This window comes from Actinomadura citrea (assembly GCF_013409045.1).
Taxonomy (GTDB): Bacteria; Actinomycetota; Actinomycetes; order Streptosporangiales; family Streptosporangiaceae; genus Spirillospora; species Spirillospora citrea.
Genome location: NZ_JACCBT010000001.1, coordinates 5,807,908 through 5,823,033, shown reverse-complemented (window position 1 = coordinate 5,823,033; position 15,126 = coordinate 5,807,908). Strand labels below are relative to the sequence as shown.

Sequence of the window (15,126 nt, the reverse complement as noted above, 5' to 3'; positions counted from 1 at the left end):
CGTCCCCTTGGTCCCCTCCTCTTGCCGCTTCGGCAACGCTCCGCACGGAAAAGGCCGCCGTCCCGGTTCCGGGACGGCGGCCTTCGACGCGGTGGCTCTAACGCTTGCGGAGGACCCCGCCGTACTCGTAGATGCCGCGGTCCAGCCTGGAGGCGCCCTCGTACTGCTCCAGCTCGGGCGGGACGGGGGCGAGCGGCGGCTGCACGTCCAGCGGTCGCCAGTCGACCAGGTTGCACAGGCCCGGCTCGACGGGGTCGAAGTCCGACAGCAGCGCGTCGATCTCGGCGGGCGTCCGCGTCTGCCACGGGATGCCCGCCGCGGTGACCTGCGCGGTCATCTCGGCGCTGCGCACCGGGTCGTCGCACGCGACCTGGGAGAAGGTGAGGTGGCTGCCCGGCGCGGCCCGGTCCATGATCACGTTCAGGACGCGGCGGGGGTCGTCGGCGTCGGGCAGGTGGTGGCCGACCGACAGGAACAGGGTCGCGACCGGCTCGTCGAAGTCGATCAGCCGCTCGACCTCGGCGTCCTCCAGGATGGCGTCCTGGTCGCGCATGTCGCCCTGGATGACCGTGGTCGAGGAGTCGCCGGCCAGCAGCGCCCTGCCGTGCGCGAGGACGATCGGGTCGATGTCCACGTAGACGACGCGCGCGTCCGGCGCGAACTCGCGGGCGACCTGGTGCACGTTCGCGTCGGTCGGCAGGCCGCAGCCCATGTCGATGAACTGGCGGATCCCCGCCTCGGCGGCCAGGTACCGGACGGCGCGGTACAGGAACAGGCGGTTCTGCCGGGTGATGTCGAGCCCGGCGGGGTGGTGTTCGAGCTGCCCCCGGATGAACTGCCGGTCGACCTCGTAGTTGTCCTTGCCGCCGAGCAGCCAGCCGTAGGCGCGGGCGGACGTCGGGACGTCGTGGGGGATGTCCGCCAGGGACGGCCTGTCTTGATCGTTCACAGGGGGAACGCTACCCCGCCGCGGCCCGGGGCGGGGGCGTCTCGCCATCGCGGGCCGCGGCCGCGGATCACCAGGCGAACGCCTCCGGCGCGGGGCCCGGGCCGGGGAAGATCTCGTCCAGGGCGGTGAGGAACTCCTCCGGCAGGTCCAGTCCGGTGGCGCGGACGGCGGAGTCGAGCTGCTCGCGGACGCGCGGGCCGACGATCGGGCCCGTCACGCCGGGGCGGGTCAGAAGCCAGGCGAGGCCGACGTCGCCCGGGTCCAGGCCGTGCTCGCCGCACAGGTCCTCGTAGGCCTGGACGCGCGCCCGCTCGGCCGGGTCGTTCAGCATCTCCGCGGCGCGGCCCGACCGGGACCGGGAGCCGTCCCCGTCGCGCTCCTTGCGCAGGACGCCGCCGAGCACCCCGCCGTGCAGCGGCGACCACGGGATCACGCCGAGCCCGTAGGCCCGCGCGGCCGGGAGGACCTCCATCTCGGCGCGCCGCTCGACCAGGTTGTACAGGCACTGCTCGCTGACCAGGCCGAGCGCGCCGCGCCGGGCGGCGGCCTCGTTGGCCTGCGCGATGCCCCAGCCGGGGAAGTTGGACGATCCGGCGTACAGCACCTTGCCCTGCTGGACGAGGACGTCGACCGCCTGCCAGATCTCCTCCCACGGCGTCGTCCGGTCGATGTGGTGGAACTGGTACAGGTCGATGTGGTCGGTGCCGAGCCGCCTCAGTGACGCCTCGGCGGCCTGGCGGATGTGCAGCGCGGACAGCCCGCCCTGGTTCGGCCAGGGCGCGTCCGGCGCGGCCATGTCGGCGTAGACCTTCGTCGCGAGGACGGTCTTCTCGCGGCGCCCGCCGCCCTGGGCGAACCAGGTGCCGAGGATCTCCTCGGTGCGACCCTTGTTCGCGCCCCACCCGTAGGCGTTCGCGGTGTCGAAGAAGTTGATCCCTTCGTCGAGCGCCGCGTCCATGATCGCGTGGGCGTCGGGCTCCTCGGTGAACGGGCCGAAGTTCATCGTGCCGAGGACGAGGCGGCTGACCTTCAGGCCGGTACGGCCGAGCTGGGTGTACTCCATGGTGATCCAGCCAAGCAGCTGAAGTGCCCTCCAGGTCAAGTGTGACGCGCCCCCCGGTGCCTTGCGCCGCGCGCACGGCACCGGGGCGGCGGAAAGGGGCTAGGGAGCGACGTACTTCGCCCACGGCTCGATGCCGGGGCCGTTCCAGAAGGATCTCGGGTGCGCCACGGCTCTCGGCCGGGGCTCAGGCTTTGACTCGTTCGACGGTCTGTCGCTTCGCGGAGCCTGTGCCGCGGAATCGTCCGGCCTCGTGGAGTGGCCGCCGGGTGGCGCGGCCTTTTTCGCCGGGATGTGTCCGGGGGCGGTAATTGGGGGCTTATGGTATTTCTTGGGGGATTTGCTACTTCGTGGCGGAATCTGGGGGGTCCGCTCGCTATCAGGGGGCTGGTCGGCTCGCTTTTCCGTGCTCATCCGGTCGATCTTCTCGACGAGCTCCCGCACGGACGGCGACCACTCCCTGTAGGCGGGCGCGCCGGGCCGTACCGCGCCCGCGAACTGTCTCTTGCGCGTCGCGCCGAACCTGTCGATGCGGACCCTGGCCCCCGCATGGGGCGCGTGCAGGAACCGGCCGTGCCCCACGTACATGCCGACATGGCTGCGGCCGTGGAAGAAGATGAGGTCCCCCGGCCGGAGATCCCCCATCTGCACCTTCCGGTCCACTTGGCGGTACTGGGCGTAGGTGACGCGGGGTATCGTGACGCCCGCCCTGCGCCACGCGGCCATCGCGAGACCGGAGCAGTCGTAGCCGCCCGGCCCGTCCGCGCCCCACCGGTAGGGCTTGCCGAGCTGCTTGCGGGCGAAGCGCAGCGCCTTCTTGGCGCGCTTGCGCTGGACGGTCTCCCGCGTCCGGTACTTGTCGTACGCCTGGACCTTCTCCAGGGTGGCCGCGTCGAGGTGCAGGCTCTTCAGCACCGTCGGGTTGAGCGCGGCGAAGGCCGTGGAACCCAGTGGGACCGTCAGCGCGAGCCCGGTCACCGTGGCCGTGACGGCCGTTCGGAGCATGCCCCGTTTTCGGTCGGCCGCCCGACCGCGGCCGGTATGGCCCGCGTTCGTTCCGCTTGCGCCTTCGGTCTCCTGCGAGTGGCGTGCAGTGGGCATTCCTCTGCTCTCCGTTTCCGTTCGGATTTCGGCAGGTGATCATCATCCCGCCGAGGGAACGGGTACCCGTTGATCGGCACGGAATTTGTGAGAGCGAGCCGATTTTACGTGATCATGGTGGGAAATTGGAGACGGCCTTCAGTGTCTTTGATCATGCGGTCAGATGGGCCAGAGATTTCAGCGGAACGGCGAGCCAGGCCGGCCTGTTCTGCGCTTCGTAACGCACCTCGTAGACGGCCTTCTCGAATTCGAATGCGCGGATGAGCACCGAATGCGCGGCCGGATCCGGTCCGCCGCCCGCCGCGTAGCCGCGGCAGAACGCCGCGCGGTTGCGCGCCGCCCAGGCGTGCGCCCGGGTCTCCAGCCGCGGCCCCGACTCGCTCGGCACCGCGCCGGCCTTGGTGATGAGGAACCGCGCGGCGTACTCGAACGAGCGGAGCATCCCGGCGACGTCGCGCAGCGGGTGCGCGAGGGCCCGGCGCTCGCTCTGGGTCCGCGCCGGCTCGCCCTCGAAGTCCAGCACCGTCCACCCCGACTCGGTGCGCAGGACCTGCCCGAGGTGGTAGTCGCCGTGCACGCGCTGGACGGGCAGCGGCTCGGCCCGCGCGGCCAGGTCCAGGAACGCCTCCGTGAGCGCCTTGGCGTGGGGCGCGAGGCCGGGCACCGCTCGGCAGGTGCCGGTCAGTTCGGCGTTCATCCGCGCGGCCATCGCGCGGACCTCTCCGGCCGGGACGACCGTCACGCCGAACGCGTCGGCGAGCGCCCGGTGCACCTCGGCGGTGGCCGCGCCGAGCCGTTCGGCCTCGGCGGCGAAGTCGCCGCCGGCGGCACTCGCGTCCAGCTCGGCCCACTCGTCGCCGCCGGGCGGCGGCGTGTGCGCGAACCAGTCGCGGACGCTGGCGATCGCGAGGCCCCACCCGTCCACGCCGGTGTGCAGGTAGTCCGACAGGAGGGCGAGCGTGACCGGCTCCCCGCCCCCGCCGGCCCGTGCCCCGTGCCCCGGGTCCAGCTCGATCCAGCCGAGGACGGCCGGGACGTGCGCGCAGCCCCGCCGGGAGAGGGCGAGGTTGACCTCCAGATCGAGGTTGACGCCGGGGGACAGGCGGCGGAACAGCTTGCAGATGTACTCGTCGCCGAACAGTAACGAGGTGTTGCTCTGCTCGGCGGTCATGGGCAGGCTCGTCAGGTCCGTCCGGATGCGGGCGCCGTCGGCGTGGTGGAACCGCAGCGGGCCCGCGGACGCCCCGTCCGCCAGGGCGTCCAGCAGCACCCGGGTCAGGTCCGGGTCGTGCGCGGCGTCGTACAGCCGCACCTTCGCGGACCGGTCGCCGCAGGGCCCGCCGATCTCGACGTGCCGGAGCCGGTCGGGCAGGTCGCGGCGGGCGCCGAGGAGGAGCTGGTAGTGGTCGGTGGTGTCGTCCTGGCGGACGTCGAGTATGAGGTGGTGCAGGGCGGGGTCGCCGGTTCTGAGTTCGGTGGCGGTGCCGATGGTGAGGTCGTGGATGGGGCCGTCTTTGCCGCCGAACCACCGCTGCCGGGGCAGCCACTCGATGAGGTCCCGGACGAGGTCCGGCTCTGGAGGAAGCACGGTCAGACGGCCCTTCCCGTGCGCATGCCCGGCCCTGCGGCGGCGCCCGCCCCCAGATCGCCGTCCTCAGGTGGAACCAGCTGGAACCAGTAGAAACCATGCCCGGGCAAGGTGAGCAGGTACGGGAGTTCGCCGATGGCCGGGAACTGGACGCCGCCCATGCACTCGACGGGGGAGTAGCCCTCGAAGCGCCGCAGGTCCAGCTCGACCGGCTGCGGGAACCGGGACAGGTTGCTGACGCACAGCACCGTGTCCATCTCGTCCCACGGGCTCTCCTCCTCGGTGATCTCGCGGGTGAAGGCGAGGACGGAGGGGTTGGAGGCGGAGAGTTCGACGTAGGAGCCGACGCCGAAGACGGGGTGGCGTTGGCGGATTTCGATCATTTTGCGGGTCCAGTGGAGCAGGGAGCCGGGGTTGTTGGTCTGGGCTTCGACGTTGACGGCCTGGTAGCCGTAGATGGGGTCCATGATGACCGGCAGGTACAGGCGTGCGGGGTCGCAGGTGGAGAATCCGGCGTTGCGGTCGGGTGTCCATTGCATGGGGGTGCGGACGGCGTCGCGGTCGCCGAGCCAGATGTTGTCGCCCATGCCGATCTCGTCGCCGTAGTACAGGACGGGGGAGCCGGGGAGGGAGAGCAGGAGCGCGGTGAACAGTTCGAGTTGGTTGCGGTCGTTGTCCAGTAGGGGGGCCAGGCGGCGGCGGATGCCGATGTTGGCTTTCATGCGGGGGTCTTTGGCGTATTCGGTGTACATGTAGTCGCGTTCTTCGTCGGTGACCATCTCCAGGGTGAGTTCGTCGTGGTTGCGTAGGAAGATGCCCCATTGGCAGTTGTCGGGGATCTTGGGGGTCTGGGCCATGATCTCGGAGATGGGGTAGCGCTGTTCGCGGCGTACGGCCATGAAGATGCGGGGCATGACGGGGAAGTGGAAGGCCATGTGGCATTCGTCGCCGCCGGCGGCGGGGTCGCCGAAGTACTCCACGACGTCGGCGGGCCATTGGTTGGCTTCGGCGAGCAGGACGCGGTCGGGGTAGAGGCGGTCGACCTCGGCGCGGACGCGTTTGAGGTAGGTGTGGGTTTCGGGGAGGTTCTCGCAGTTGGTGCCTTCGCGGGCGTACAGGTAGGGGACGGCGTCCAGGCGGAATCCGTCGATGCCCAGGTCCAGCCAGAACCGGAGGTTTTCCAGCATGGCGTCTTGGACGTCGGGGTTGTCGTAGTTGAGGTCGGGTTGGTGGGTGAAGAAGCGGTGCCAGTAGTACTGGCCGCGGACGGGGTCGTAGGTCCAGTTGGAGGATTCGGTGTCGACGAAGATGATGCGGGCGTCGGGGTAGCCGGTGTCGTCGTCGGACCACATGTAGAAGTCGCCGAACGGCCCGTCGGGGTCGGTCCGCGACGCCTGGAACCAGGGGTGCTGGTCCGAGGTGTGGTTCATCACCAGATCCGCGATCACACGAATACCCCGCGCGTGCGCCTGCTCGATCAGTTCGACGAAGTCCCCGAGTTCCCCGAAGTCGGGCAGGATGCTGGTGTATTCGGCGATGTCGTAGCCGCCGTCTTTCAAGGGCGACTGGTAGATGGGCAGCAGCCAGAGGCAGTCCACGCCGAGCCATTGCAGATGGTCCAGCTTGGAGATCAGCCCGCGCAGGTCGCCGTACCCGTCGTTGTTGGAATCGGCGAAGCCCCGGACCGACACCTCGTAGAACACCGCCGTCTTGAACCAGTCCGGTGTGCGGGGAGTGTCCTCGTCGAACGGGTCCGGGATGGGGCCGGCGGCCGGTCCCACGGCCGGCCTGGGGGCCTCCCCCCGGTGCCCGGCGCCGGTGCCCGGCGCGGTCACCCCGTCGTCGCCCAGGTCCGGTCGGGTGCTGCGGGTGAAGTTCTTCGGCTGGCCGTCCATGGTCACCCCGGGTGTGTTGGAGACGTCTAGATCAGCAATTCCCTCCGGCCCGTCCAGGTGTGTGCGCGACAGGCAACCATCCGTAAAAGGTTCAGTACGGTCCGTGACCGTGGGGCCGGTTTCGGGGCCGGGCGGCGCCGCCCCGCCGTGCGAACGCGCCCATGACCGGGGTAGATCGCCCGGGTCCGCGGGCCGCCCGGGCGCGCCGCCGCCCGCCGGGAAGGTCATCGCCCGGTCGCGGCCGGGCAGCGCACGGAAAAGCAGCGCAAAATAACGGCGATTCCCGGCCTGTCGAGTGGCGAGGGGCGCCGTGAATACTTGCCGCGCGACGGTTGTGTCATGTCCGTGTTTTTAGGTTCGTCGCTTTTTCTGTCGCAACCCTCGGGTAGGTCATTTCCAACCTCAGAACCCGTCAGATCGGCGGGTTCTGCTCAGTTCGGACGGAATGCGTCCGTCCAGAAGCGATCGGAGGGACAGTGGAGCGCTGGGAGAAGTCGCCATCGGTCGTACCGACGCGGGATGACCTCGTGGCCCGGCTGCGCGTCCGTTTCGCCGACATTCCGGTGGAGCGCGTGCGGCGCTGCGTGGACGACCTGTGGTGCTGCTGCGCCCATCTGGGGGTGCGGCCCGAGGAACGGACCATCGAGCGCCTCGCGGCGTCCCGGCTCACGGGCGTCGTGCGGGGCGGCCGCCCGCCCTATCCGGACGAGCGGCCGGGGTCCAGACCGCCCGGCCACCTGACCGCCCCGCCCCGGCCCGCCCGCGCGGCGGCCCGAACTCCGATCGGGATGTGACAGATGAAGGACACGGCGGTGCCGGGTCTGAGCACCGAGACCCGGCGAGGGTTCCTCGTGCTCAGCCTCCCGGCGCAGATCAGCTGGCAGAACTACGCGGGGATCCGGGAGGAGGTGAGCAAGGCACTGTCCCTCGCCTGCGCGGGCGTGCGGGGAACACCGCGCGGCGGGGTCGTGGTCGACTTCGGTGACGCGGTCCTGCTGGACGCGGCCGGGCTCGTCCTGATGGCACGGGCCGAGACGCGCGCGCAGCTGCTCGGCTGCCCGCTGCGGGCCGTCGTGCCGGCCCTTTCGGCGCACGTCCGGCGGGCGCTTCACCTCACCGGGCTGGACCGGCTCGTCCCGGTGTTCGCCGACGTCGGGTCGGCGACGGCCGCGCCCGTCCCGGAGGCGCCGCCGGGGGAGGCCGACACCACGCACGTGCTCGACGCGATCCGCGCGCTGCATCCGGGGGACGCCGGCCTCACCCCGACGCCGCCCGCCCCGTCCGAACTGATGATCACCACGACCGCGGCCGGCGACGGCGACCACACCGTCGTGCACCTGTCCGGAGTGCTGGACGAGGTGACCGTGCCGCGGCTCGGGGAGACGCTGACCAAGCTGGTCGAGGGCGACCTGCGGCACCTGATGGTGCGGATGCACGACCGGCTCGGCGTGCGCTGCGACCCGCTGCCGATCCTGCTCGGCATCCGCTGGCGCGTCGCCGCTGAGGGCGGCTGCCTGGCGCTGCCGGCGCTGCCGGCCAGGCTCCGCGAGATCATCGACCGCGAGGGCCTCGGCTCGGTGTTCACCGGCTGCCGGTCCCTCGAGGACCGCGCGCTCAGCGGCGCCGGGGCCGGCTAGCTCCGCCGCCCCGCCCGCCACCGGCCCGCACACGTCCGTTCTCCTGGAACGTGAAGACGTGTGCGGGCTTGGTGCGCGGGTCGAGACGGACGTAGTTGGCCTTCGTCCAGGTGTAGGTGGTGCCGTCGAGTTGGTCGGTGAGGGTGTGGGGTTGGTCGGGGTCGTCGGGGAGGCCGAGGGCGGGGAGGTCGAGGTGGACGGTGGCTTCGCGGGGGTGGTGGGGGTTGAGGTTGATGATGGTCAGGACGGTGTCGTGGAGGTGGCGTTTGGAGAAGGCGAGGAGTTCGGGTTGGTCGATGTGGTGGAAGTGCAGGTTGCGGAGTTGTTGGAGGGCGGGGTGGGTGTTGCGGAGTGTGTTGAGGGTGGTGATGAGGGGGGCGATGGTGGTGCCGGTGCGGTCGGCGGTTTCCCAGTCGCGGGGGCGGTACTGGTATTTCTCTGAGTCGCGGTATTCCTCGCTGCCGGGGCGTACGGGGGTGTTCTCGCAGAGTTCGTAGCCGGAGTAGATGCCCCAGGTGGGGGACAGGAGTGCGGCGAGGATGGCGCGGATTTCGAAGGCGGGGCGGCCGCCGTGCTGGAGGTATTCGTTGAGGATGTCGGGGGTGTTGGTGAAGAGGTTGGGGCGCATGTAGGCGGCGGTGGGGCCGGTGAGTTCGGTGAAGTAGCGGGTGAGTTCTTCGGCGTTGTTGCGCCAGGTGAAGTAGGTGTAGGACTGGTGGAATCCGATTTTGGCGAGGGTGTGCATCATGGCGGGGCGGGTGAAGGCCTCGGCCAGGAACAGTACGTCGGGGTCGGTGGTGTGGATGTCGGCCAGGAGTCGTTCCCAGAAGGCGACGGGTTTGGTGTGGGGGTTGTCGACTCTGAAGATTTTGACGCCGTGGTCGATCCAGTGGTGGAGGAGGTTTTTGACGGCGGTGTAGAGGCCGTCGGGGTCGTGGTCGAAGTTGAGGGGGTAGATGTCCTGGTATTTTTTGGGCGGGTTCTCGGCGTGGGCGATGGTGCCGTCGGCGCGGGTGGTGAACCATTCGGGGTGCTGGGTGACCCAGGGGTGGTCGGGGGAGCATTGCAGGGCCAGGTCCAGGGCGATTTCCAGGCCGCAGTTGCCGGCGTGTTCGACGAAGGCGTCGAAGTCGTCCAGGGTGCCCAGGTCGGGGTGGACGGTGTCGTGGCCGCCGTCGGCCGATCCGATGGCCCAGGGGGAGCCGGGGTCGTAGGGGCCGGCGTCCAGGGTGTTGTTGGGGCCTTTGCGGTGGGCGGTGCCGATGGGGTGGATGGGCGGTAGGTAGACCACGTCGAAGCCCATGTCGGCGATGGCGGGCAGGCGTTTCATCGCGGTGCGGAACGTGCCGGAGATCGGGCCGCGGCGTCCCAGGGGGTCGAAGGTGGCGCCCTCGGAGCGGGGGAAGAACTCGTACCAGGCCCCGAACAGCGCCCGCTGCCGGTGCACCACCAGCGGATACCAGTCGCTGACCGTCAACAGATCCCGCAACGGATGGCGTTCCAGCACGTCCTCGACGTCGGGATCGGCCACGGCCTCCATCCGGTCGGTGACCGGCACGGTCTCGTCCCGGAGGCGCTTGGCCAGCCGTTCCACGGTCGGGCGGTCCTTGCCGGGGACGGCCTCGGCCGCGCGGGCGAACAGCCGCGCCCCCTCGGTGAGCATGAGTTCGACGTCCTGCCCCCGCGGAATCTTGATCTCCGCGTCGTGCCGCCAGTGCGCGATCGGATCGCCCCAGGCCTCCACCCGGAACGCCCACGACCCCATCTCCGTCGGCGTCACCTGCGCCGACCACCGGTCCAGCCCGACCCCGACCTCGCTCATCCGCTGCGGCGCCAGCTCCTCACCCTCCGGCGTCCGCAGCACCACCCCCGCACCCAGCCGCTCGTGCCCCTCCCGGAACACCGTCGCCGACACCTCGACCGTCTCGCCCACCACCGCCTTCGCCGGCCACCGGCCGCAGTCCACCACCGGCGCCACGTCGACGATGGGAATGCGGCCGAGCTCCGCCTCCAGCTTCACCTGCATGGGCCCCGCTCCCGCTCTCCTGCCGTCCCGGTACCGGTCGCAGACATCCATGCCCCGTCCGCAACTCACCGGCATCCGCGAAATCACAAGATCACGCAAAGAACTCCCCGGAGCCTGAGAGGCCCGTCTGCCACACCGCCCAATGGCGGAACTCCTGGCGCCTAGGGCACCGCCAGCGCGGCTTGACCAGCCCATGCCGCACCAGAGGGCGCCCGTCAGCAGAGATCCCACAGCGTGAGGGGCTCAAGATTGCGATGATGGCCCGGTGAACGAGAGCCCAGGGGCACGGATGCCGATCATCCTTGGCATCGACGACCTGCGCCCCCTGCCGAGGGCCACTCGGCTCGCCCGCACCAGCCGGGAGGGCGTCCTGCTCCTTGAGGAGCATCGCGACCATGAGATCGACGAACTCTGGCTCGACCATGATCTGGGCGGCGACGACAGCATCATGCCGGTTGTGGCCCTGCTGGAAGAGGCGGCCTTCGACGGCCGCCCCTTCAAGATCGGCATGATCTTCGTTCACAGCGCCAATCCCAGCGGCGCGGAGACTGTGGTCCGAGTGCTGAGGCGTTGGGACTACCAAGTCCGTCGGGCAACCGCCTAGATTCCGGGGGGTGGTGTGCCCGGGAACGCGCCTCGCTGTAGCCAAGGAAGTCCAGAACCTTCAACGGCGCCCGCCGGGAGCCGGGCGGTCGAGGGGCTCATCCGGCTCGGCCACCCGGCTCGTGTCCTGCCGCCGCACATGCCGACAGCTGGTGCAACGGTAACGGCAAACCTTGATCAACAATGGCGTCGGCCGCTATCCGGACAGGTCGTGCGCCGCCGGTCGGGTCACCGCGGTTCGCGGCGTTCCCACGCATCCGCAACGGCGAAAAGTCTTTCCGAATAAGTTCGGGAGGTGTGTCGGGTTGGGGTGGTGGTGTTCGTAGCAGGGGTGAGGCCGCCGCAGGGCGCGGCGCGACCAGTTTTTCTCCTGAGGAGTCACCGTGACTGCCACCTACACCTTCGACATCTTCTCCACGCTGGACGGTTTCGCCAACCACGACGGCGACTGGGGCGGTTACTGGGGCAAGCAGGGCCCCGAGTTCCTCGAGCACCGCGCCGCCGCCTTCCGCGACCCGCTGCGCATGGTGCTGGGGGCCACCACCTACACCTCCAACGCGCCGTTCCTGGCCCCGGGCTTTGACCGCGGCCTGTTCGACGGGTGGATCACGCGGATGTTCGAGTCCCCGGTCACGGTGCTGTCCAGCCGGCTGACCGAGCCGCTCGACTGGCCGGACACCACCATCGAGTCCGGCGATCCCGTCGAGGTGGTCACGCGCCTCAAGGCCGAGTCCGACGTGCCGCTGCGCTCCCACGGCAGCCTGAAGCTCAACCGGGCGCTGCTGAACGCCGGCCTGATCGACGCCATCGAGGTGACGGTCTTCCCAGTGATCTCCGGAAAGACAGGCGTGGACCGCGTCTTCGACGGCGCCGACGACTTCGACCTGGAACTCCTCCAGGCCCGGACCTTCGACCGCCACACGCAGGTCCTGACCTACCGGCCGACCCGCCACGGCTGATCGACCACAGGACGGCGACCGGCCGATCCGTTCGAGGACCGGGCGCTCGCGGGCGCGGCCGTGCCGGGGTTCCGCCTGGAACACCCGGCCCGGCGGGGTCACCCGACCCGGTGGACGTTCGTGGCGACCGCGCTAGTCGGCGGCGCGGATGACCGAGGCGATGCCGCCGGACGTCGTGACGAGGCGCTGGTACTCCGGCCGCCGCAGCTCCCCGCCCATGAACGGGTACGGGTTGCGGTGCACGGCCGGGCTCGGCTCCTCGCTGAGCGCGGCGAAGTGGATCTCGCGGGCGCCGGTCGCCGCCACGACCCGCGCGACGTTGCGGTCGGTGACGCCGCCGCCGGGCATCACGACGACGCGGTCCCCGGCGTGCCGCACCAGCTCGGCGATCAGCGGCGCACCCTCCAACGCGCTCGCGTCCTGCCCGGACGTCAGGACGCGGGCCACGCCGAGGCCGGCGAGGACGTCCAGCGTGGCGAACGGGTCGGCGGCCATGTCGAAGGCGCGGTGGAAGGTGACGGGCAGTTCGCCCGCCGCCGCCATGAGCCGCTCGACGACCGGGCGGTCGACCGTCCCCTCCGGGGTGAGCGCGCCGATCACCACGCCGTGCGCGCCGGCCTCCCGGACGAGCGCCACGTCGTGCTCCATCGCCGCGACCTCGTGCTCGTCGAAGATGAAGTCGCCGCCGCGCGGGCGGATGATGACGTGCACCCTGATCGACGACACGGCGGCGAGCGCGGCGCGGACGGTGCCCAGGGTCGGGGTGAGCCCCCCGTCGAACAGTGCCGCGCACAGCTCGACGCGGTGGGCGCCCGCCTTCTCGGCGGCGACGGCGCCCGCGACGCTGTCGATGCAGATCTCGTAGGTGAGGCTCACGGACGTCCTTCCGGGATGGTGCGGATCTCGCCCACCGGGCGCCCGCCACCGAGGACGGGAACGGTGCCCAGCGGGCCGGCCGGGGTGGTGTCGGCGCCGAGCGCGGCGAGCGCGCGCAGCGCGATGGCGGTGGTGGCGCGGGGGCTGCCGTCGATGACCTTCACCGCGACGGCGCGGCCCTCGGCGGTGGCGGCGACGAGCACGCCCTCCGCGCCGCCCTTGGCGACCGAGCCGGGCAGTGCCCGCATGAACTCGGTGTTGTCATGTCCCGTCCCGCCCACGTACTCGGGGTGGGCGCGCATGGCGTCCGCGACCGGGCGGGCGTCCTCGGCCAGGACGAGGGACCGCGCGGCGCGGGCCAGGCCGGTCAGGGTCAGGCCGAACAGCGGCGCGCCGCACCCGTCGACCGCGACGGGCGAGGGGTCCTCCCCGGCGCAGTCGGCCATCACCTGCCGCACCAGCTGCTGCAGGGGGTGCGACGGGTCGAGGTAGGTGTCGAGCGGCCAGCCGTTGGCGACGCACGCGGCGAGCATGGCGGCGTGCTTGCCGGAGCAGTTCATCCGCACCCGCGACTCGCCCTCGCCCGCCCTGACCAGCGCGTTCCTCGTCGCCTCGTCCTCGGGCCAGGACGGCGGGCACCGCAGCGCGTCCGCGCCGAGCCCCGCGTCCGAGAGGATCCCCTCGACGGTCCTGACGTGGAAGTCCTCGCCGGTGTGGCTGCCCGCCGCGATCGCGAGGCGCTCCCCGGCCAGCGGCGCGCCCGCCTTCAGGCAGGCGAGCGCCTGGAACGGCTTGGTCGTGGAGCGCGGCAGGACGGTCTCCCGGGCGGCGCCCCGCAGGTGGGCGAGTGAGCCGTCCGGGGCGAACCCGGCGACGCTGCCGTAGTGGCGGCTCTCGACGAAGCCGTTGCGCACGACCTCGGCCAGTACTTCGTACATGTCGATCCTCACGGTCGCGCCGCCGGTACGGCCTCGCGGACGGCGCGGGACGGACGGGTCCGCTGCCGCGCCTCCAGCGTCCGCGCGAGCTTGGCCAGCGACGCGTTGATCACCAGGTAGATCAGCGCGATCACCAGGTAGGTCTGGATGAGCAGGTGGTTGTAGTTCGCCAGCACCTTCCCGCTGTAGAGCAGTTCGGCGTAGCTGACGACGTAGCCGAGCGAGGTGTCCTTCAGCAGCCCGGCCGACTGGCTGACGAGCGACGGCAGGACGCGCCGCGCCGCCTGCGGCAGCACGACCAGCCGCATCGCCCGCCCGCGGGTGAGGCCGAGTGCGAGGCCCGCCTCCAGTTGCCCGCGCTCCACCGAGCGGATCCCGGCCCGGAAGATCTCGGCGAACGCGGCGGCGTTGGACACCGCCAGCGGGACGACGAGCTTCCAGAACAGCGGGAGGTCGAGGCCGTACCTCGGCAGCGCGAAGAGCACGACGTAGACCAGCAGCAGCGCCGGAACCGTCCGGACGATCTCGACGTAGGCCGCGGACGGGACGCGCAGCCACCGCGCCGGCGACAGCCGCCCGAGCGCGAGCGCGACGCCGGCGGCCATCGCGAGGGCGATCGACACGGCCGCGGCGTAGAGCGTGGAGCGCAGCCCCTCCAGCAGGTACCGCCACATCGGCCACGTCCCGTACGGGCGCCACCGGTCGGCGGCGAGCTGGCCGTTCTCACCGAACTGGCGCAGCGCGAGCGCGACCAGGACGGCGCCGCCGAGCAGGGTCAGCGCGGTGGCGATCCGGATGCGGCGCCGGGCGCGCGGCCCCGGCTCGTCGAACAGCAGGCGCGAGGAGCTCATCGCAGGATCGCCAGCTTCCGTTCCAGGCCGCCGGTCACCAGGCCGAAGACCCCCGACAGCGCCATGTACGCCAGGCCCGCCGTCACGAAGATCCAGATCGGTTGCGCCTCGGCGAGGTTGACCCGGTTCGCGGCGGCGGTCAGCTCGACCACGCCGACCGCGGCCGCGAGTGCCGTGTTCATCAGCGTCATGATCGCGATGTTGCCGAGCGGCTGGACGACCGTCCGCAGCGCCTGCGGAAGGACGACCAGCCGCAGCGACTGGACGAACGTCAGCCCGAGCGCGCGGGCGGCCTCGCCCTGCCCGGCCGGCACCGCGTTGATCCCGGAGCGGATCGCCTCGGCCGTGTACGCCCCCTGGTAGAGGGCGATGACGACGACCGAGGTGGTGAACAGCCCGGCGATCACCCCGATCTCGGGCAGCCCGAACACGGCGATGACGAGCCACACCAGCAGCGGAATGTTCTGCAGCACCTCGACGTAGGCCATCCCGGCGGCGCGCAGTACGCGCACCGGGCTGACCCGCATCGCGGCGACGGCGGTCCCGGTCGCGAGGGCTCCGGCGAGGGCCAGCAGCGTCAGCTCGACGGTGAGCAGCAGGCCGTCGCCGAACTCCCCGAGGTGGTCGGTGATGACGTTCATGA

14 protein-coding genes are annotated in these 15,126 nt (G+C 71.1%); 4 read left to right on the top strand and 10 right to left on the bottom strand.

Features of this window, described 5'->3' with window-relative positions; all coding sequences use genetic code 11:
• Window positions 1-97: 97 nt before the first annotated feature.
• The 5 genes from BJ999_RS27100 to treS form a co-directional block, all read right to left on the bottom strand.
• Complete coding sequence (locus tag BJ999_RS27100) at window positions 98-949, bottom strand: SAM-dependent methyltransferase (RefSeq protein ID WP_229810508.1); 852 nt, start codon at window positions 947-949, stop codon at window positions 98-100.
• 67 nt (window positions 950-1,016) lie between these two features.
• The gene (locus BJ999_RS27095; protein ID WP_179835883.1) at window positions 1,017-2,012 is read right to left on the bottom strand and encodes an aldo/keto reductase; all 996 of its coding nucleotides are present in this window, start codon (window positions 2,010-2,012) and stop codon (window positions 1,017-1,019) included.
• 99 nt (window positions 2,013-2,111) lie between these two features.
• Entirely contained in the window at window positions 2,112-3,014 is a 903-nt protein-coding gene (locus tag BJ999_RS27090; RefSeq protein WP_179835882.1) for a C40 family peptidase, read from the bottom strand.
• Between the two features lie 247 nt (window positions 3,015-3,261).
• Complete coding sequence (locus BJ999_RS27085) at window positions 3,262-4,698, bottom strand: maltokinase N-terminal cap-like domain-containing protein (protein WP_179835881.1); 1,437 nt, start codon at window positions 4,696-4,698, stop codon at window positions 3,262-3,264.
• 2 nt (window positions 4,699-4,700) lie between these two features.
• Window positions 4,701-6,593 (bottom strand): maltose alpha-D-glucosyltransferase, encoded by a 1,893-nt coding sequence (gene treS / locus BJ999_RS27080; RefSeq protein ID WP_179835880.1) that lies wholly within the window; start codon window positions 6,591-6,593, stop codon window positions 4,701-4,703.
• A gap of 527 nt (window positions 6,594-7,120) precedes the next feature.
• Between treS and BJ999_RS27075 the strand changes: the two genes are divergently transcribed.
• Together BJ999_RS27075 and BJ999_RS27070 are read left to right on the top strand one after the other, a co-directional pair.
• Window positions 7,121-7,387: a hypothetical protein gene (locus BJ999_RS27075; RefSeq protein WP_143227064.1), complete on the top strand. Its 267-nt coding sequence runs from the start codon at window positions 7,121-7,123 to the stop codon at window positions 7,385-7,387.
• Between the two features lie 3 nt (window positions 7,388-7,390).
• Window positions 7,391-8,230, top strand: coding sequence for an STAS domain-containing protein (locus tag BJ999_RS27070; protein WP_179835879.1), 840 nt, complete (start codon window positions 7,391-7,393; stop codon window positions 8,228-8,230).
• Here BJ999_RS27070 and BJ999_RS27065 read toward each other — a convergent pair.
• Entirely contained in the window at window positions 8,208-10,256 is a 2,049-nt protein-coding gene (locus BJ999_RS27065; RefSeq protein ID WP_179835878.1) for an alpha-1,4-glucan--maltose-1-phosphate maltosyltransferase, read from the bottom strand. The genes BJ999_RS27070 and BJ999_RS27065 overlap by 23 nt on opposite strands.
• Window positions 10,257-10,545: 289 nt before the next feature.
• Between BJ999_RS27065 and BJ999_RS27060 the strand changes: the two genes are divergently transcribed.
• Window positions 10,546-10,860 carry a cyclic-phosphate processing receiver domain-containing protein gene (locus BJ999_RS27060; RefSeq protein ID WP_179835877.1) on the top strand — a complete coding sequence of 105 codons (315 nt, stop codon included), beginning with the start codon at window positions 10,546-10,548 and terminating at the stop codon, window positions 10,858-10,860.
• Between the two features lie 382 nt (window positions 10,861-11,242).
• Window positions 11,243-11,818 carry a dihydrofolate reductase family protein gene (locus BJ999_RS27055; RefSeq protein ID WP_179834419.1) on the top strand — a complete coding sequence of 192 codons (576 nt, stop codon included), beginning with the start codon at window positions 11,243-11,245 and terminating at the stop codon, window positions 11,816-11,818.
• 132 nt (window positions 11,819-11,950) lie between these two features.
• Here the strand turns inward: BJ999_RS27055 and BJ999_RS27050 are convergent, their stop codons facing one another.
• The 4 genes from BJ999_RS27050 to BJ999_RS27035 are packed head-to-tail and all read right to left on the bottom strand — an operon-like array spanning window position 11,951 to window position 15,124.
• On the bottom strand, window positions 11,951-12,694 hold the full coding sequence (locus tag BJ999_RS27050; RefSeq protein ID WP_179835876.1) for a copper homeostasis protein CutC: 744 nt from the start codon (window positions 12,692-12,694) through the stop codon (window positions 11,951-11,953).
• The gene (locus tag BJ999_RS27045; RefSeq protein ID WP_179835875.1) at window positions 12,691-13,632 is read right to left on the bottom strand and encodes an asparaginase; all 942 of its coding nucleotides are present in this window, start codon (window positions 13,630-13,632) and stop codon (window positions 12,691-12,693) included. The genes BJ999_RS27050 and BJ999_RS27045 overlap by 4 nt, the downstream gene beginning before the upstream one ends.
• 8 nt (window positions 13,633-13,640) lie before the next feature.
• Window positions 13,641-14,483 carry an amino acid ABC transporter permease gene (locus tag BJ999_RS27040; RefSeq protein WP_179835874.1) on the bottom strand — a complete coding sequence of 281 codons (843 nt, stop codon included), beginning with the start codon at window positions 14,481-14,483 and terminating at the stop codon, window positions 13,641-13,643.
• Window positions 14,480-15,124, bottom strand: coding sequence for an amino acid ABC transporter permease (locus tag BJ999_RS27035; RefSeq protein WP_179835873.1), 645 nt, complete (start codon window positions 15,122-15,124; stop codon window positions 14,480-14,482). The genes BJ999_RS27040 and BJ999_RS27035 overlap by 4 nt, the downstream gene beginning before the upstream one ends.
• Window positions 15,125-15,126: the final 2 nt, after the last annotated feature.

Bases quoted from the DNA above. Each gene is read 5' to 3' on its own strand.
- BJ999_RS27095 (WP_179835883.1), bottom strand. From the start codon at position 2,012: ATGGAGTACACCCAGCTCGGCCGTACCGGCCTGAAGGTCAGCCGCCTC.
- BJ999_RS27090 (WP_179835882.1), bottom strand. From the start codon at position 3,014: ATGCTCCGAACGGCCGTCACGGCCACGGTGACCGGGCTCGCGCTGACG.
- treS (WP_179835880.1), bottom strand. From the start codon at position 6,593: ATGGACGGCCAGCCGAAGAACTTCACCCGCAGCACCCGACCGGACCTG.
- BJ999_RS27070 (WP_179835879.1), top strand. From the start codon at position 7,391: ATGAAGGACACGGCGGTGCCGGGTCTGAGCACCGAGACCCGGCGAGGG.
- BJ999_RS27065 (WP_179835878.1), bottom strand. From the start codon at position 10,256: ATGCAGGTGAAGCTGGAGGCGGAGCTCGGCCGCATTCCCATCGTCGAC.
- BJ999_RS27060 (WP_179835877.1), top strand. From the start codon at position 10,546: ATGCCGATCATCCTTGGCATCGACGACCTGCGCCCCCTGCCGAGGGCC.
- BJ999_RS27045 (WP_179835875.1), bottom strand. From the start codon at position 13,632: ATGTACGAAGTACTGGCCGAGGTCGTGCGCAACGGCTTCGTCGAGAGC.
- BJ999_RS27040 (WP_179835874.1), bottom strand. From the start codon at position 14,483: ATGAGCTCCTCGCGCCTGCTGTTCGACGAGCCGGGGCCGCGCGCCCGG.
- BJ999_RS27035 (WP_179835873.1), bottom strand. From the start codon at position 15,124: ATGAACGTCATCACCGACCACCTCGGGGAGTTCGGCGACGGCCTGCTG.